We start from the raw sequence: 15880 nt of genomic DNA on the forward strand, positions 1-15880 counted from the left end.
GGGAAAAGTTCGATCCTGGGATGGCAGGATAGGACATTGTTGGGGGGGGGGGATACAAGCGTCAACATGCGTCAACCTCCGCGCACCCGGGCTGGGGTCTGAAATCAGTCCACGATGAATACAATAGCTCTGAGCGCGGGTCGGGTGCAGGGCCGCTAGAACATCGCCGTCTTGTCTACCAGCAGGTTCGTCGCCGGGCTGAGCGGCTTGCCGTCGTTGGCGTGTCGGATCGAAATGCCGCCGTTCACATTGTGCAGCTTGAGTTCGCTCCCGCCATTGGCGAAGCGGGCCTGCAGATCGTGTCCCACGAAGCGGCCGTGGCGCACCGGCACGTTCCAGTCGTTGCGGATGCTGCCGTTCAGGGTGTGCGCGCGCACTTCGAGCGACGCATCGGAGGGCAGCGTGACCGCGACTGTGCCGTTCACCGAGCGCAGGTTCAGGGCTTCCTTCGGGACCGCTTCGAACGTGGCTTCCAGCCTGCCGTTCACCGTGGAGAGGTCGGCGGGGCCACGCAGCCCCGTTGCGGTCACCTGCCCGTTCACGTCTGAAGCGCGGACCTCGCCGGCCACGCCGGTGATGTCAATCGGGCCGTTGATGTTTGAAATCTTGTCGAGCCGCGCGGTGCGCGGCACGCTGATGGTGTAGGTGACGCTGGCCGGGTTCTGCCGGCAGCGGCTGTCAGGATTCTCGCAATCGCTGTTGTGCCACGTCAGGTCGTCGTCGGGGTAGCGCGTCGCCACGGCGACGCGGTCCGCGGTTGCATCCACCTCGATCGTGACCTCCTGCAGCTTCTTCTCCGTCCAGGCGCGCTTCACCGCGTCCACCTGGACTTGGTTTTTGTCCCAGCCCACCACCTTGATGCGGCCGGAGATGTTTTTCAGCGCGAAGCTGCCCCCGGCCGCAAGCGGATAGCTGTGGTGGAACTCTTCGGTGAAGGACGGCTGGCCGCCGTCATCGGCCAGCGCGATGGCCGAAAAAGCAATGGCGCAGAGCACCCCCAGCATGGCCCCGGCAAGGGACAGGAGCGAACGGCGATTCATGGCGGCTCCCGGCAGCACAACTTTCGGGCCCGGCGGTTAGACGGCAGGGGAGGGGAAGGGTCAACCGGGGGATGTAGCGCTGCAGCAATGGGTAAGTGCCGGTGCGCTGACCGCCGCGGCCAGGATCGAAGCAAAAAACAAGGGCGACCCGGAGGTCGCCCCTCTTGTTCAACGCCTGCCTTCTTAGACGGGCTGAACGTTCTCAGCCTGGAAGCCCTTCGGTCCCTTGGTCACGCTGAACTGCACGGTCTGGCCTTCCTGGAGGGAGCGGAAGCCGCTCGCCTGGATGGCCGAGAAGTGCACGAAAACGTCTTCGCCGCTCTGGCGCGTGATGAAACCGTAACCCTTGGCGTCGTTGAACCACTTTACTGTTCCTTGTTCCATTGTTTCTCGTTTCTGTATTGGATTTTGCGGTGATCAGATCGGGCTAAAGGCAGGGTTGCTCAGCAGGTCAGTGCTTTTGCAGCTTGCGTTTCAGACTCGGTGTGTTCAATCGCAAGTACATCATACACGTTTCGGCCGTGCGCTGCCAGTGAATCTTTGCAGCAGCGGCGGAGCACTGACAATGCGGGGTTTGGGAACATGCGGTTCGATTCCTCAGCGGGCCGGCACTGCGGCCGACCTTTACTTCACCAGCCGGGCCACCCGCTCCACCAGATCCTCAGGCGCCTGGCGCGGCAGAATTGTTTTTCCTTCGAACGACACGGCGCATAGGTGCTGGTCCTCGTCCATCAGCAAGGCAATTCTCAGTTGGGGATGTTCGGAGCGGATCTGCGCCATCAGCACAAAGGTTGACGCGGGTGTCGGGCCCAGTCCGAGCAGCAGCAGGTCCGGCCGGCGGCTGCGGCACTCACGCTGCGCTTCCGCCGCGGTGGCGCATTGCACGTCGTAACCGTGCGTGCCCAGCACGATCGCTCTGGCGTTGCGCGTGCGCAGATTCCCGTCAACCAGCAGGATCGTGACCGCCGCGGCAGCGCTCATGCTCACTTCGTCTCCCACAAGCGTGCCAGCCGAATGTGAGCGGCATCGAGGTCTTGGTTCTTGCTTCGCGCTCGCGCGCGCAAACGAGGGCCCAGCGCCGCGATCCGTTGTGCCGCTTCGCGCAAGCTGCCGTCGGCAGCGCGATCGCGCGCTGCAGACGCCAGCGCACTCTGGAGGTGTTCGGGCGTCTCGCGTACCGGTGCGTGCTCCTCCGGCTGCGGCTCGTGCTTGCGCACGATGAAAGGGCGCGTAGCGCGATAAAAGCCAATCCGCTGGCCCGGCGATTGCTCCTGCACGTAGCGATAGAATGCGGTGACCAGATCGTCGGCCCCGAGCATGTCAATCAGGATGAGCTGGTACATCTTCGGCTGCCAGAGGGCATAGGCAGACACGCCATCACGGGCGCAATCCACCACCAGGCCGCAGCGCCGCATGCCTGCCGCGCGGCCAGATTGGCGCTGGGAGTTGCCGTCAACCAGTAGTACTGCCGCCTTTTTCCACGGGATCGGGGGTAGTAGCTGGCTGGCCGTCATGGTCGAGTCCATCGTTGCTCCTTCCGCGCAGCTCTTCCGGCTGCGACAGGCTGGTTGGGTTCGGATTGCTGTCGTCGTCGCCGGCGCGTCCCGCCAGCCGGTTTTCGCGGCGTTCCTGCTTGCGGCGGGCCTTCTCGCGCTGGCGCTCCTGGCGGGCCAGCTCTTTGCGGCGTTTGAGAGCACTGGGATGCGATGGAGACACGTAGGTCCTTTCCTGCCGGTCTTGCGGCACATGCGGAGTTGGGCCCGCCGTCGGCCGCGCACACTGACGTTGAACTTGGATCGGTCTGATCGCGCAAGAAGCCGGGCGTCGAGAAGTGCACGGCGCGGGAAGTTGCGAAAGGAGACTATGGTTACTATACGCTGAACTTCGGCCTCGCGACGGACTGTTTTCGATTCTTTCGCTTCTCGTGGATTGTGGTGCAAGGCTCGTTTCACGCGGGCCACACTGTCGCACGACGTGAGCTGGCGGTTCTTGTTTCGTGAATTGACGCGCCCTGTGCCGATTCCCTAGACTGTCCTTCTGGTTGCGGCTGTGTGCCGCCTCGAGGCGCAATGTCCTGGTTACAGAACAAGTTCGAGAAGAACTTCCTGATCACCTCGGTGGACTACGTGTTCAACTGGGCGCGCAAGTCCGCCATCTGGCCCATGACGTTTGGCCTGGCCTGCTGCGCCATCGAGATGATCGCCTCGTCCACGGCGCGTTTTGACATCGCGCGCTTCGGGTCGGAGGTTTTCCGCCCCAGCCCGCGGCAGAGCGACCTGATGATCGTGGCCGGCACGGTCACGCTGAAGATGGCGCCCATCGTGAAGCGCATCTACGACCAGATGCCCGACCCCAAGTGGGTCATCTCCATGGGCGCGTGCTCGTCGGTTGGCGGGCCGTTCAACACCTACGCCGTGCTGCAGGGCGTGGACCGCATCGTGCCGACGGACGTTTACGTGATCGGCTGCCCGCCGCGTCCGGAGAACCTGTTCTACGCGCTGCTCAAGCTGCAGGACAAGATTGATCAGATGTCGCTGGCCAAAAAGCCCACCGAAGTCCGCCTGACCGAAGACATGGCCGAGCAGTTCAAGAAGCAGGTCATGATCGCGCAGACGCTGCAGCCGAAATAGCTGCTGGCTGCGGGCGAATCCTCCGGGTCTCTGTGGTGGGTTTTAGCCAGCAGCCAGGAGCCAGCAGCCCTTGCCTGTCCGTTTCCGGACACCTCGATCCGCCAGCGAACACGGCTGGACCCAAGCTGGTGCGGCCCGTCCCAATCCAGTTGTTTATTTCCAGCGACATAGCTTAAATGCGGTTGGCATACCCGTTGCGGGAACCTCGGGCGCATTTTCGCCGTAGTTGGATCAGCAGCGGTCTGCAAAGGAGGACGAGCATGAACCCGCGCTCACTTCGTCCGATAGGCTCCTCGAGATTTGTGGCCGCCCTCGCCGTTGCGTGCGTTGCTTTCGGCAGCGTTTTGCCCGCCTCATCGGAGGGCACGCCGCCGTGCAAGGACAGCGCCGCGCAGATGAAGTCTGACCGCGCCCGGGCGCGCGCCCTCACCGCATCGCTGCGCCGGCGAGACGTTTCCCCCGCCGCCGTCCGCGAGGCCCTTACGGCGACCGAGGAATTCAAGTCCGACTACGACCGCGCCAGCGTGCTGGTGGGGATTGCCCGCACGCGCATGCTCGACGACCGCATGGTGGAAGCCTACCTGGACGCAAGCGCCGCCATGCGCTCCGATTCCGACCGCGCCCGCACGTATCTGGCTGTGCTCGGCGCAGTGGAACTGAGCGAGCCGCGCCTGATCAGCCTGCTGCGCTCGGCAAGCAGCCTTCACTCCGACTACGACCTGGCGCGCGTGCTGATTTCTGTTCGCGGACGCTACTCCATCGAAGGCATCACCCGCATGGCCTACCTGCAGGCCGCCGACAACATCCAGTCCGACCGCGAGCGCAACCGCGCCCTGGCTGGCGTGCGCCGGTTCGCCGATATGTAGCCGCTCCAATTGCTGAAGTGCGGTTTCGCCGAATTTGGCCGCCAAATGGGTCTTCCAGTTCCGCAATTTCGGCAGTTCGGCACTTCCGCAATTCCAGCCCAATCCGCGCGAATACCAGCAGCTACAATTGCCCGTATGGCCCTGGTGCGCATCGGCAGCAGGTCCGACATGCCGCCTGACGGGATGGCGCGCGAGTTCACCGTAGGCGAAAAGGTGGTCTGCGTCGCCAATGTCGAAGGAAGGCTCTCGGCGATGGACAACGTGTGCCTGCATCGCGGCGGGCCGCTGGGCCAGGGCGTGGTGACGGGCGGCAAGGTGATCTGTCCGTGGCACGGCTGGGCCTGGGACCCGCAGACCGGCGAGGCGGCCCACGCGCCGCAGATTCGCGTGGCGATTTATCCGCTCAAGGTCGAAGGCGACGACGTATTCGTGGAGGTTTGAAAGCAGTTGTCCGTTGCCGGTTGTCAGCGCCCGCGTCCCGACGGGACGGGGTTTTTGTCTGGCTTGCTGTTCCGGGCGCTGAAGCGCCGCGATGTTCTCCTTGCCCCCGGCGACGGCCTTCGCCGGTGGACTACCAGGCCGCATTCGGAGGAAAGCCGTGAGCCGACATCGGAAAGCGGCGGAGAGCGGAAAGCGAAGGGCGGAGAGGGCAGAAAGCGGAAAGCGCTTTTCCTGAGGCCGGAGAACCGGGAACTGAAAACTGGTTACTCGTCCTTATACATGTACTTGATGCAGGCCTTGTAGATGAGCAGGTTGGGCTGGCCGCCGGTACGGTTCACCTTGATGCAGGCGCGGTCGTACCACTCGATGACGCCGTGGATCTGCTCGCCGTCTTTCAGCACGATGGTCATCGGCGTCTTGGCCTGCATCTGCTTCTGGTAGTAGAAGTTCTCAGCGTGGGTCTGGTCGGGAGGCGGGGACTTTTTGGGGCCGGCGGGACGCTCGCCACGTTCAGCCCGCTCGGGCCGCTCCCGGCGCTCAGCGGGCGCGGCATGTTCGCGCGTCAGCGACGGACGGATCAGCTTGCGGTTGGCAAACGTTTCGGGCTCGGTTGCCCGGCCGACCGCGGCGGCGTCAACGGATTCCTTCATCCCTCATTCACTCCCAACGGCGGCGACCAAGCCGCGAACACGGCAGCCTGCTGCTCCGCTTTCGCTTTTGCCGGAAACAGGACCGGGTGTTCCGTCCTGAAGTTGCAGTGATTGGCTCGGCTTGTTCTTTACCGTACCACAGACGGAAGCAGTTGTCAGTTGCCAGTGGTCAGTTGCCAGAAGGCATTTGGCACTTAGCACTTGGCATTCGGCCACGGAACGGTGCATCAAGGACCTGCCCGGCCAAATGCCAATACCATGGGCTGATTGCCCTTTTCCGGCAACCGGCAACCGGCAACTAGAGTTTCGGCAGCACAATCCCTTTTTGCGCCTGGTACTTGCCTTTGCGGTCGGCGTAGCTGGTCTCGCACGGCTCGTCGGACTGGAAGAACAGGATCTGGCACAGTCCTTCGTTGGCGTAGATACGCGCCGGCAGCGGCGTGGTGTTCGAGATCTCCAGCGTCACAAAGCCCTCCCACTCCGGCTCGAAGGGCGTGACGTTCACGATGATGCCGCAGCGCGCGTACGTGCTCTTGCCCACGCAAACGGTGAGCACGTCGCGCGGAATCTTGAAGTACTCCACCGAGCGCGCCAGCGCGAACGAGTTGGGAGGAACGGTGGCGATGTCGCTCTGAATGGTGACGAAGGAGCGTTCGTCGAACTTTTTGGGATCCACCACGGTGGAGTTCACGTTGGTGAAGATCTTGAACTCGTCGGCCACGCGCAGGTCGTAGCCATAGGACGAGAGGCCGTAGGAGATCACGCCCTCGCGCACCTGCTTCTCCGAGAACGGGTTGATCATGTCGTGCTGCAACGCCATCTGGCGGATCCAGCGGTCGCTCTTGATGGACATGGGTCTCCTGTCAGTGCCGAATTGCCGGGCTGCGGAATTGCCGAATTGAGGGGCGCTCAACCGTCTTCCTCGCGAAGGGCGACTCGGTGTGGGTGGTTGACCTGCATCTTACGGGCGCGGATCGCGAGAGGGAAGCCGTCGGTTGTGGAAAACACGGCCGTGAGCATTTAGCGCTTGCCATTTGGCCGTGCAACTCCCTGCCGGGCTGCTCAGGGGAAATGCCGACTGCTAGTGACTGAGTGCGCCGCGGCGCGAAGTGTGTTGTCGTTGACTTTTCCTCTCGCCCTCCTCTACCATCCCGCCTTCGACCCGTTGACGTTTGTGCGACAATGACTTAGCGGCAACCCGGGCCTGCGCTCGGGGCCGGATTGGGAGAGGCTGCGTGATCAAGCTCGACATCATCAACGAAGTTGTCGGCAAGACCGGCATCACCAAGACGAAGGCGGAGCAGGCCGTTGAAACCGTCTTTGAGAGCATGAAGAAGGCGCTGGCGCACGGCGATCGCATTGAACTGCGCGGCTTTGGCGTCTTCAACGTGCGGCCGCGCAAGACCGGCATCGGGCGCAACCCGCGCACGGGCGCCGAAGTCAGCATTCCTCCCGGCAAGGCCGTGCGCTTCAAGCCGGGCAAGGAGTTACAGTCCATCGATTAGTTGCCGAACTGCCGAACTGCGGAATTGCCGAATCGGCGCGTGCCCGCATCCAATTCGGCAATTCGGCACTTCTGCAATTCGGCAATTTCATGTCGGACCCCACGCCGCGTTTCCCGGTTTACGAAATCCAGCAATATCCCGAGATGGTGGTGGTATCACGGCCCAGGCCGCGGTACTGGTTGCATGGGCTGCTGCTCGGGCTGACGGTCCTGACCACGCTGACCGTGGGAGCGCGCCTGGAGCACAACTTCCTGCTCAATCTGCCGGCCTACGCGAGTGACGAAGACCTGTTTCCTTTCTTGTGGGCGCTGCGCAGTCCCGGCCGGCTGCTGATGGGCGTGCCGTTCTCGGCGTCGCTGCTGCTCATCCTGCTGGCGCACGAGATGGGACACTACGTTTCCTGCCTGCGCTATCGGGTGGCGGCCACGCTGCCATTCTTCATCCCCGCGCCCACGCTCATCGGCACGCTGGGCGCCTTTATCCGGATCAAGGGACCGATCCGCTCGCGTCGCGCGTTGTTCGACATCGGCATTGCCGGGCCGATCGCCGGATTCGTTGTCGCGCTGCCCATTCTGTTCCTTTCCCTGGCCATCTCGCGTCCGGCGCCGGGCATGGGAGACAGCGACGTGCAGTTCGGGTTCCCGCTCATCTTTGCGATGGCGCATCGGCTGCTGGGTGGCGCCGGGGCAGCTGTGCCGCTGGCGCAGTTCAACCTGCATCCCATGGCGCGCGCCGCCTGGGTCGGCATGTTCGCCACCGCGCTCAACCTGCTCCCCGGCGGACAGCTCGACGGCGGACACATCGTCTACTCGCTCTGGCCGCGCGCCCACCGCTACATTTCCTGGCTCACCGTCGGAATTCTGCTGCCCATGGGCAAGTCGCTGTGGGCGGGATGGCTGGTGTGGGCCGTGCTGCTCACCGCCAGCGGCATGCGGCATCCGCGCATCGGGCCCGCCTCTCCGCGCTTTCTGTTCGGCGATGAAGATGATCCCTGGCCGAAGCTGGGACGAGCGCGCTGGCTGTTGGCCGCGCTTGCGCTCGTGATGCTGGCGCTCACCTTCATGCCCCAGCCGATCGCGGGTCTGTAGGAGTTCAGTTCACGGTTTACAGTCCACAGTCCGGAGTGAAAGCGGGCTTGGTTGAACTGTAAACTGTAAACTGTGAACTTGTTCCACCATGCAATTCTGCTGCTCGCGTGCGTTGCCGCGCTGCATGCCCAGATTCCCGTACCCCCGGCCGCGTCGGCCCCGTCTTCCACCGGCTCCCACACCGATAGCGCAGATGTCGCCGAGCTCGCCTCGAACTTCGCCTACGATCCTGAAGAGCCGGCCGACGTGAAGCAGGTCTCGGCCGAGCGTCGCGATGGCGTGATGCTCTATGACATCACCTACGCCAGTCCGCGCGGCGGACGCGTGCCCGCCTACGTCGTCATCCCGCGCGGCAAAGGTCCATTTCCGGCCATCCTGTGGGCTCACTGGATGATGGCCGGCTCGCCGCTGCGCAATCGCAACGAGTTCCTGGAGGAAGCGCTGGTGATGGCGCGCGCCGGCGCCGCCTCGCTGCTGCTCGACGCGCCGCTGGTGCGTCCCCATGTGAAGGAAGACGACGACCCGATGAGCACGCAGGGCATCTACGCCTCGCAGCAGGAGGTGCTCGACTTCCGCCGCGGCATCGACGTGCTCACCGCGCGCTACAACGTCGACGCCAGGCGTATCGCCTTCGTCGGGCACAGCTTCGGCGCGCACGTGGGCGCCATTCTGCTGCCGCTCGACCGCCGCGTGAAGGCGGCGGTGCTCATGGCCGGCGGCTTCGCCGACGAAGAGTATGTCTTCCGCCCCGACGCCGGCCAGAAAATGCAGACCCTGCGCGACCGCTACGGCGACGAAAAGGTCCGCGAGTTCCTGCACAAATATCGGTGGGACGATCCGGTCTACTACGTTGGCCACTCCAGCCCGGCCTTCGTGTTCCTGCAGTTCGGCAAACAGGACCCGCCTATCCCGGAACCCCTCGCCCGCCACTACTTCCAGATGTTCGGCGATCCCAAGAAGCTCGCCTTGTACGACGCCGGACACGCCCTCGACGCCGCCGCGCGACGGGACCGGGCGCAGTTCCTGCGGGAGCAGTTGGGATTGGGTGACGTGGAGACGGCGGCGCTCGACAAGATCCCCCAACTCAACGGAAAGCCCAATTGAACGCCTTCGGACTGTGAGTGCTGTTTGCTGGACGCACGAGCAAGTCTTTTTCGCTTTCCTGAATCAAAGCAGCTCAACGAACATCCAAGCTCCAAACCAGTTGCTCGAACGTTCTTCCCGTGGGGACGCGTGGCCGCGACCCACTCCCGAACGATCCCGAACGATGAGGAGCTGCGATCATGCGGAAGAAGTGTGTGCTGTTGGGCCTCGTTTTGCCGATTGCGCTGTTGCTCGCCGGCTGTAGTGGCGCTGTTCACGTTGGGGGAGGCAATACCGGCGGCGGTCCGCAACACTCGCGGTTCGTCTACGTGGTGAACACGGTCTCGTCGAGCGTCTCGGGATTCTCGGTGAATCCGGTGAACGGCTCGCTGGCGCCGGTGGGGCCCGATGTTCCCGCCGAGGCCAACCGCACGCCCAGCTACGCCGCGGTCACGCCGTCTTCCAGCTTTCTTTATGTCGCGAATACCGGCGGCAACACGGTCTCCGGCTACAGCATCAACGGCATCACCGGAGCGCTCACGCCGCTGGACCCGCCCGCGTTCGTCACCCAGGGTGACACGCAGCCGTTCGGCATTGCCATCGATCCCGCTGGAACGCACCTCTACACCGCAAACCAGAGCAGCGTCTCGGCATTCAACATCAGCCCACTGACCGGCGCGCTCACGCCGGTGCAGGGGACGCCGGTAGCAGTGACCGGTTTCAACGCGCTCCCGGAACAGCTCAAGGTCACCGCGAACGGGAAATTCCTGTACGTGACGAATGGCCCGGCGAACAGCGTCTCCGGATACACCTTCAACAACGCCGGCCTGCCGGTTTCGATCGGCGCACCCTTTGCCGCCGGCAATTTTCCCCTCGCACTCGTAATCGATCCCTCAAGCCGCTTCCTTTACGTTTTCAATATCGGCTCGCACGATATTTCCGCGTTCAGCATCAGCGCGACGACGGGCGCGCTCACGCCGATTGCAATTCCCATCGTGCTGCCCACGAGCTGCCGCAGCGCCGAGCTGGCGGTGGACAAGGATTCCAGGTTCCTGTTCGCGACCTGTCAGGAGCTGAACACGGTCGCCCAATTCAACATTGACGCCATCACCGGCGCCCTCAGCCAGGTGAACACCACGCTGGTCACGAGCGGCGCTCCGCACGGCATCGCGCTCGACGCGTCCGGTTCATTCGCTTACGTCACGCTTAGTAACGTGGCGCAGGTCCAGACGGCAAACGTCGCCGCCAACGGCGCGATGACGGCCGCGACGGTTGCGCCGGCAACCACAGGCGCCAATCCCATCGGTGTGGTGGTGGCGGGGACGCAGTAAGCGCGTGGAAGCGTGTGTTTCTCAAGTTGGCCGCGCCGCTCACGCCGGCGCGACGGCCCTGCGGCGAAAAACAAGAAACGTGAAAACGGAAAACGGCAGTCAGAGCAGCGACTGCGCGTCCACGTCCACGACCAGGTTGCCGCGGGAGATCTTTTTCTCGGCCGCGAAGGCGACCAGCGACCGCAGGGCCGCGTTCAGCGCCTGCCGGCTCTCCGACTTCACCAGGAAGTGATAGCGGTAGTCGCGCTTCAGGCGCACGATCGGCGCCGGCGCCGGCCCGAGCACGCGCACTTTCGGCAGACGTCGCGCCTCGAACCATTTGCCCACAGCGCCCGTGATCGTCAGCGCTTCGTCGAGCTTGCCGCTGCGTACCAGCACGTTCGCAACCGACGTGAACGGCGGATAGTGCATCCAGCGCCGAAAACGGATTTCCTTCTCGAAAAATCCCGGGTAGTCGTGCTGCGCCGCGTACTGGATGGCGTAGTGATCGGGAAAGTAAGTCTGCAGGATGACCTTGCCCGGCGTGGTCCCGCGTCCGGCGCGGCCGGCGACCTGCGTGAGCAGTTGGAAAGTGCGTTCTGCGGCGCGGAAGTCGGGAAAGCCCAGCGCGTGGTCGGCGCCGAGAATGCCGACCAGCGTGACGCCGTGCACGTCGTGCCCCTTGGCGATCATCTGCGTGCCCACGAGGATGTCAATTTCTCCGGCATGCATACGGTTGAGCACGCGCTCGAAGTCGTTGCGCCCGCGCACCGTGTCGCGGTCGAGCCGCGCGATGCGGGCCTGCGGGAACAGCCCGTGCAGCAGCTCTTCCAGGCGCTCCGAGCCGGCGCCGAGAAATTGCACGTACTCGCTGCCGCACCTGGGGCACGTTTGCGGCACGCCGCGGGTAAAGCCGCAGTAGTGGCACTCGAGGCGCATCTTGCGCAGGTGGTGCGTCATTGAAATCGCGCAATTCTTACATTGCACCGTCTCGCCGCAGGCGCGGCACAGCACCACCGGCGCGTAACCGCGGCGATTGAGCAGCACCAGCGTCTGCTCGTTGCGCTCCAGGCGCGCGGCGATCTCGGCGTGCAGGCGCTGCGAGACCACCTGCTCGCTGCCCGCTTCGCGGAACGCCGCGCGCATGTCCACGATCTCGACTTCCGGCAGCGGACGCTGTTCCACCCGCTGGCGCAACTGGATGAGCGCGTACTTGCTTTCGCGCGCGTTGTGGAACGATTCCATCGCCGGCGTCGCCGAGCCGAGCACAACCGCCGCTCCGCCCAGCTTGCCGCGCATGATGGCCACGTCGCGCGCGTGGTAGCGCGGCGTTTCCTCCTGCTTGTAGGACGAATCGTGCTCCTCATCCACCACGATCAGCGCCAGGTCGCGCACCGGCGCGAACACGGCCGAACGCGTCCCGACGGCGATGCGCGCGTCGCCCGCGCGCAGCCGCCGCCACTGTTCGGCACGCTCGTCGTCGCTCAGCGCCGAGTGCAGGATGGCAACCTGGTCACCGAATGCTTCTGCCAGCTCGGCGGCGGCCGCAGGCGTGAGTCCGATTTCCGGGACGAGCAGCAGCGCGCCGCGTCCGGAATCAAGCACGTGCTGCATGGCTGCGAGATACACGGCGGTTTTTCCCGAGCCGGTCACGCCGTGCAGCAGCGAAACAGAAAATCCGGAACCGGCAGCCTTGGTGGTCCGCGCCAGCGCCTCCTGCTGCGCGGCGTTCAGCTCCAGCACGCGCGGCTTGCGCTTCAGCGACGACACTTCGAAACCGGCCGGCTCTTCGACAATGGCAATCAGCCCGCGGCGGACGAGTCCTTCGGCTGAGCTGCGCGGCACGTCCAGGCGCAGCACTTCTTCCCACGGCAGCCGTCCGCCGGCCTTGGCCAGCGTCTCGACCAGACGCCGCTGATTGTCGTTCAGCTTGCCTTCGGCGCTGGCCAGCGTCGCGAACTTCACCGTGCGCGCCGCGTCGCGCACGCGCGACACGTCTTCGCGCACGATCCAGCGCTTGCGCATCATGCCTTCGAGCAGCTTGCGGGTTGCGCCGGTGGCCGAGCGCAGCGCCTGCTCGCGCGAGGGGCCGCGATCCGCCAAGTGGTCGAGCACGCTGTACTCGGCGTCTTGCTCCTCGGCGGTGAGCCTGGTCCGGCGCGACGAGCCGCCGGTTGCGCCCGCGTGCAGCGCCATCAGGCCGTCGTCGGTGATCCGATACTGCTTAGCGCGGCTCACCTCGGCGCTCAGCGGCAGCATGGCGCGGAACACTTCTCCGATTGGCGCCAGGTAGTAATCGGCGATCCACGCCGCCAGCTTCATGAGCTGCGGAGCGAGCACCGGCGCGGCGTCGAGGACGTTGAGCACGTCCTTGATCGCGACCGGCGGCGGCGCATCGTGCAGCTTGACCACCACGCCCGGCAGCCGCTCGCTGCGGAAGGGAACCAGCACGCGCCCGCCCACGACCGGTTCGGCGCCGTTCACGCGGTACGTGAACACCGCGTCGAGCGGCACCGGAAGGGCGACGTCGCAGTAGGCGGGCATCGTTCAGAGATTAACGCGGGCGCGGAGAAAACACCTACCACAGACACAGAGGCACAGAGAAAAAAGAGAAGTCATGCTGAGCGGCGGACGCCCGCCAAAACGGGCCGGAGTCGAAGCATCCCTACCCGACCCGTGAATATCGGGCGAGGGTAGGGGTCCTTCGACTCGCCTTCGCAGCCGCTCAGGTTTCGCTCAGGATGACGATGGAAAAACGGCGTTAGCCGTCAGCCCTTCGCCGGCGCCTTCAGCCCCAGCTCGCGCATGACCATTTGCAAGTCCTTCCACGTCTCCGCCTTCTGCCGTGGATCGCGCAGCAGGTACGCCGGGTGATATGTGACGGCGAGCTTCACCGGCTCGGGCGGCGGACCCTGATCGGAAGAGTGAAGTGGCGGCGTGATCTCGTAGAAGCGTCCGCGCAGGTTGCTCATCGAGTCATTCAGGCCCAGCAGATACTTCGCCGCGGTCGCGCCGAGCGCCACAATCACCTTGGGCCGGATCGCCGCGATCTGCCGCATCAGGAACGGCCCGCAGGTGTCGCACTCGTCGCGCTCCGGCGTGCGGTTCCCCGGAGGCCGGCACTTGACCACGTTGGCGATGTAGACGTCCGAGCGCTTCAGCCCCATGGCGCCGATCATGTTGTTCAGCAGTTGCCCGGCGCGGCCCACGAACGGCTCGCCTTGCGCATCTTCGTCGGCGCCCGGGCCTTCGCCCACGAACATCAATTCGGCATGCGGATTTCCCACGCCGAACACGATGTTGGTGCGCCGCGCGTGCAGGCGGCAGCGCCGGCAGTCAGTGCCGATGTCGTCGCGGATGAGTTGGAGCACGCCGTCGGCCGTCGGCCGTGCGTCGTCGACTACCGGGCGGCTCACGCTTGTAGCGGCGGGCGCCTCGCCCGCCGGCACTGATTCCGGACGCGCAACTTCCCGGCGATACAGTTCGTAGATGCCAAGGTCGCGGTAGAAGCGCACGCGGGCGGCGATAGCGGATTTCAGATCAGAGTCCATGAAGTTGGATGCGAGGGCCTTTGGCACTTAGCGATTGGCATTTTGCCCCTCCACTCTTCGAGCGCGCGAGCACAAACCCGCACGGCCAAATGCTAATTGCTAAATGCTAATTGCTAAATGCTAATTGCCGCTACCTCGTGGCTGGCTGCTTCGTCTTGAGCCTCACCACCGCGTCGAGTACGCGCTGCGCGACCTCAAACTTGGTGTTTTCGGGGACCTCGGTTGTCCCCTCGGCTGTGATGATGGTGACCGCGTTGCGCTCGGAGTCGAAGCCAATGTCCTTGCGCGAAACGTCATTCACCACAACCGCGTCAATTTTCTTCGAGGCGAGCTTCTTGCGCGCGTTCTCGATTACGTTTTCGGTTTCGGCGGCGAAGCCGATCAGCAGCCGCGAGCCGGCCTGCGCCGCGGCTTCGGCCAGGATGTCTTCCGTCGGTTCCAGCTCAATGTTCAGCTCCGCGCTGCTGCGCTTCAGCTTGTGTCCGGAGACGGCGCGCGGCCGGTAGTCGGCCACCGCAGCGGCCTTGATGACGATAGTCGCTTCCGGAATGCGATCGAGCACGGCGCGGCGCATTTGCTCGGTTGTTTCTACATTCACAATCTCAGCGCCGCTGGGCGGCGCAATCGCCACCGGCCCGGAGACGACAATCACGCGCGCGCCGCGGCGCAGGGCAGCTTCGGCCAGCGCGTATCCCATCCTGCCGCTGGAGCGATTGCCGATGTAGCGCACCGGGTCAATCGGCTCGCGCGTCGGCCCGGCGGTGATCAGCACAGTCTCGCCCTTCAAATCTTGTCTGGCGCCGAGCGCTTCCATCACCGCGCCGACAATCGCTTCGTTGCCGGCCAGCCGTCCCGGCCCGATCATCCCGCAGGCCTGGTAACCCGAACCCGGCTCCACCACGCGAACGCCGCGCTTTTCCAGCAGCGCGATGTTGGCGCGCGTCGCCGGGTTCTGCCACATGTTGATGTTCATCGCCGGCGCTACCACGACCGGAGCGGTTGCGGCGAGAAAAACTGTCGTCAGGAAATCGTCGGCCAGTCCGTGCGCGAATTTCGCCAGAACGTCGGCTGTCGCGGGCGCCACCAGCAGCGCGTCGAGCGACTGCGCGATGGCGATGTGCTCCACCGCGGCGTCGGTGTCCGGGTCGCGGCCCGGAGCAGGGAACAGGTCGGTGATCACCTTCTCGCCCGAGAGCGCGGCAAACGTCAGCGGGCGCACGAACTCCTGCGCGCCGCGCGTCATGATCACCTGCACGCGCACGCCGCGGTCCTGCAAAAGGCGCAGAATTTCCGCCGCTTTGTAGGCCGCTATGCCGCCGCTGACGCCGAGCCCGACCTTCATGCAGTGATTGTACCTTTCAGAAGCAGCAATCCCAATTTACAGGATGATCCGACGCCGGCGACTGATTCATCGGCGCCCGGGCACACCACGACGCCAACGTAAGTAGCAGGAATACGAGAGAGGAAGGACTAGGTACTGCTAGCTCTGCGACATGGCGCGGTCGAGCATTTCGCTCACCACTTCGACCGGGCGCTTGGCCGGCTCCAGCGTCCACTTCACTTTGCCGGCCTTGATCTCTTCGCGCGCGATGCGGCAAGGCTTGCGCGACGAAATTTCAACCATGGGCCGTGCGCCCGACTGGATCTGGCGCGCGCGACGTGCCGCCACCAGGATGTAGCGGTAGTTGCTGTCGAATCCATCCATCAACTTCATGT

18 protein-coding genes are annotated in these 15880 nt (G+C 64.5%); 7 read left to right on the forward strand and 11 right to left on the reverse strand.

Features of this window, described 5'->3' with window-relative positions; all coding sequences use genetic code 11:
• Window positions 1–155 precede the first annotated feature (155 nt).
• From VFA60_07680 to VFA60_07700, 5 genes are all read right to left on the reverse strand, one after another.
• Entirely contained in the window at window positions 156–1040 is an 885-nt protein-coding gene (locus VFA60_07680) for a hypothetical protein (protein ID HZQ91653.1), read from the reverse strand.
• A 183-nt stretch (window positions 1041–1223) separates the two neighbouring features.
• Window positions 1224–1424, reverse strand: coding sequence for a cold-shock protein (locus tag VFA60_07685; protein ID HZQ91654.1), 201 nt, complete (start codon window positions 1422–1424; stop codon window positions 1224–1226).
• Between the two features lie 240 nt (window positions 1425–1664).
• On the reverse strand, window positions 1665–2021 hold the full coding sequence (locus VFA60_07690; protein HZQ91655.1) for a hypothetical protein: 357 nt from the start codon (window positions 2019–2021) through the stop codon (window positions 1665–1667).
• A 2-nt stretch (window positions 2022–2023) separates the two neighbouring features.
• On the reverse strand, window positions 2024–2554 hold the full coding sequence (locus VFA60_07695) for a hypothetical protein (GenBank protein ID HZQ91656.1): 531 nt from the start codon (window positions 2552–2554) through the stop codon (window positions 2024–2026).
• A complete protein-coding gene (locus VFA60_07700) occupies window positions 2493–2756 on the reverse strand; it encodes a hypothetical protein (protein HZQ91657.1) in 264 nt (87 codons plus the stop codon). Before VFA60_07700 ends, VFA60_07695 begins: the two co-directional genes overlap by 62 nt.
• Before the next feature lie 353 nt (window positions 2757–3109).
• On the opposite strand from VFA60_07700, the gene VFA60_07705 reads away from it, so the two are divergent.
• The 3 genes from VFA60_07705 to VFA60_07715 all read left to right on the forward strand — a co-directional run bounded on the left by VFA60_07705 (window position 3110) and on the right by VFA60_07715 (window position 4977).
• Window positions 3110–3670 (forward strand): NADH-quinone oxidoreductase subunit B family protein, encoded by a 561-nt coding sequence (locus VFA60_07705; protein ID HZQ91658.1) that lies wholly within the window; start codon window positions 3110–3112, stop codon window positions 3668–3670.
• 260 nt (window positions 3671–3930) lie between these two features.
• Window positions 3931–4536, forward strand: a complete 606-nt coding sequence (locus VFA60_07710; protein HZQ91659.1) for a hypothetical protein — start codon at window positions 3931–3933, stop codon at window positions 4534–4536.
• A gap of 135 nt (window positions 4537–4671) precedes the next feature.
• A complete protein-coding gene (locus tag VFA60_07715; protein HZQ91660.1) occupies window positions 4672–4977 on the forward strand; it encodes a Rieske (2Fe-2S) protein in 306 nt (101 codons plus the stop codon).
• 263 nt (window positions 4978–5240) lie between these two features.
• On the opposite strand, the gene VFA60_07720 is transcribed toward VFA60_07715, so the two are convergent.
• Both VFA60_07720 and dcd read right to left on the reverse strand, forming a co-directional pair.
• Window positions 5241–5627, reverse strand: a complete 387-nt coding sequence (locus tag VFA60_07720; GenBank protein ID HZQ91661.1) for an RNA chaperone Hfq — start codon at window positions 5625–5627, stop codon at window positions 5241–5243.
• A 298-nt stretch (window positions 5628–5925) separates the two neighbouring features.
• Window positions 5926–6480, reverse strand: a complete 555-nt coding sequence (dcd, locus tag VFA60_07725; protein ID HZQ91662.1) for a dCTP deaminase — start codon at window positions 6478–6480, stop codon at window positions 5926–5928.
• A 382-nt stretch (window positions 6481–6862) separates the two neighbouring features.
• On the opposite strand from dcd, the gene VFA60_07730 reads away from it, so the two are divergent.
• From VFA60_07730 to VFA60_07745, 4 genes are all read left to right on the forward strand, one after another.
• Window positions 6863–7132, forward strand: coding sequence for an HU family DNA-binding protein (locus VFA60_07730; GenBank protein ID HZQ91663.1), 270 nt, complete (start codon window positions 6863–6865; stop codon window positions 7130–7132).
• Window positions 7133–7221: 89 nt separating this feature from the next.
• A complete protein-coding gene (locus tag VFA60_07735) occupies window positions 7222–8220 on the forward strand; it encodes a site-2 protease family protein (GenBank protein HZQ91664.1) in 999 nt (332 codons plus the stop codon).
• A gap of 78 nt (window positions 8221–8298) precedes the next feature.
• Entirely contained in the window at window positions 8299–9324 is a 1026-nt protein-coding gene (locus VFA60_07740) for a hypothetical protein (protein ID HZQ91665.1), read from the forward strand.
• 179 nt (window positions 9325–9503) lie between these two features.
• Window positions 9504–10634 (forward strand): beta-propeller fold lactonase family protein, encoded by a 1131-nt coding sequence (locus tag VFA60_07745; protein HZQ91666.1) that lies wholly within the window; start codon window positions 9504–9506, stop codon window positions 10632–10634.
• Between the two features lie 99 nt (window positions 10635–10733).
• On the opposite strand, the gene priA is transcribed toward VFA60_07745, so the two are convergent.
• The 4 genes from priA to rpoZ all read right to left on the reverse strand — a co-directional run bounded on the left by priA (window position 10734) and on the right by rpoZ (window position 15878).
• Window positions 10734–13157, reverse strand: coding sequence for a primosomal protein N' (gene priA, locus VFA60_07750; GenBank protein HZQ91667.1), 2424 nt, complete (start codon window positions 13155–13157; stop codon window positions 10734–10736).
• Between the two features lie 224 nt (window positions 13158–13381).
• Window positions 13382–14164 carry a uracil-DNA glycosylase gene (locus VFA60_07755; GenBank protein HZQ91668.1) on the reverse strand — a complete coding sequence of 261 codons (783 nt, stop codon included), beginning with the start codon at window positions 14162–14164 and terminating at the stop codon, window positions 13382–13384.
• Between the two features lie 130 nt (window positions 14165–14294).
• Window positions 14295–15506, reverse strand: coding sequence for a bifunctional phosphopantothenoylcysteine decarboxylase/phosphopantothenate--cysteine ligase CoaBC (gene coaBC, locus VFA60_07760; GenBank protein HZQ91669.1), 1212 nt, complete (start codon window positions 15504–15506; stop codon window positions 14295–14297).
• A gap of 138 nt (window positions 15507–15644) precedes the next feature.
• The gene (gene rpoZ / locus VFA60_07765; protein HZQ91670.1) at window positions 15645–15878 is read right to left on the reverse strand and encodes a DNA-directed RNA polymerase subunit omega; all 234 of its coding nucleotides are present in this window, start codon (window positions 15876–15878) and stop codon (window positions 15645–15647) included.
• Window positions 15879–15880: the final 2 nt, after the last annotated feature.

The organism is Terriglobales bacterium, assembly GCA_035651995.1.
GTDB lineage: Bacteria > Acidobacteriota > Terriglobia > Terriglobales > Acidobacteriaceae > DASRER01.

What these genes read in the sequence shown, in the direction of transcription:
- VFA60_07680 (HZQ91653.1), bottom strand. Translation starts at nt 1,040, where the DNA reads ATGAATCGCCGTTCGCTCCTGTCCCTTGCCGGGGCCATGCTGGGGGTG.
- VFA60_07685 (HZQ91654.1), bottom strand. Translation starts at nt 1,424, where the DNA reads ATGGAACAAGGAACAGTAAAGTGGTTCAACGACGCCAAGGGTTACGGT.
- VFA60_07690 (HZQ91655.1), bottom strand. Translation starts at nt 2,021, where the DNA reads ATGAGCGCTGCCGCGGCGGTCACGATCCTGCTGGTTGACGGGAATCTG.
- VFA60_07695 (HZQ91656.1), bottom strand. Translation starts at nt 2,554, where the DNA reads ATGACGGCCAGCCAGCTACTACCCCCGATCCCGTGGAAAAAGGCGGCA.
- VFA60_07705 (HZQ91658.1), top strand. Translation starts at nt 3,110, where the DNA reads ATGTCCTGGTTACAGAACAAGTTCGAGAAGAACTTCCTGATCACCTCG.
- VFA60_07710 (HZQ91659.1), top strand. Translation starts at nt 3,931, where the DNA reads ATGAACCCGCGCTCACTTCGTCCGATAGGCTCCTCGAGATTTGTGGCC.
- VFA60_07715 (HZQ91660.1), top strand. Translation starts at nt 4,672, where the DNA reads ATGGCCCTGGTGCGCATCGGCAGCAGGTCCGACATGCCGCCTGACGGG.
- VFA60_07720 (HZQ91661.1), bottom strand. Translation starts at nt 5,627, where the DNA reads ATGAAGGAATCCGTTGACGCCGCCGCGGTCGGCCGGGCAACCGAGCCC.
- dcd (HZQ91662.1), bottom strand. Translation starts at nt 6,480, where the DNA reads ATGTCCATCAAGAGCGACCGCTGGATCCGCCAGATGGCGTTGCAGCAC.
- VFA60_07735 (HZQ91664.1), top strand. Translation starts at nt 7,222, where the DNA reads ATGTCGGACCCCACGCCGCGTTTCCCGGTTTACGAAATCCAGCAATAT.
- VFA60_07745 (HZQ91666.1), top strand. Translation starts at nt 9,504, where the DNA reads ATGCGGAAGAAGTGTGTGCTGTTGGGCCTCGTTTTGCCGATTGCGCTG.
- priA (HZQ91667.1), bottom strand. Translation starts at nt 13,157, where the DNA reads ATGCCCGCCTACTGCGACGTCGCCCTTCCGGTGCCGCTCGACGCGGTG.
- VFA60_07755 (HZQ91668.1), bottom strand. Translation starts at nt 14,164, where the DNA reads ATGGACTCTGATCTGAAATCCGCTATCGCCGCCCGCGTGCGCTTCTAC.
- coaBC (HZQ91669.1), bottom strand. Translation starts at nt 15,506, where the DNA reads ATGAAGGTCGGGCTCGGCGTCAGCGGCGGCATAGCGGCCTACAAAGCG.
- rpoZ (HZQ91670.1), bottom strand. Translation starts at nt 15,878, where the DNA reads ATGAAGTTGATGGATGGATTCGACAGCAACTACCGCTACATCCTGGTG.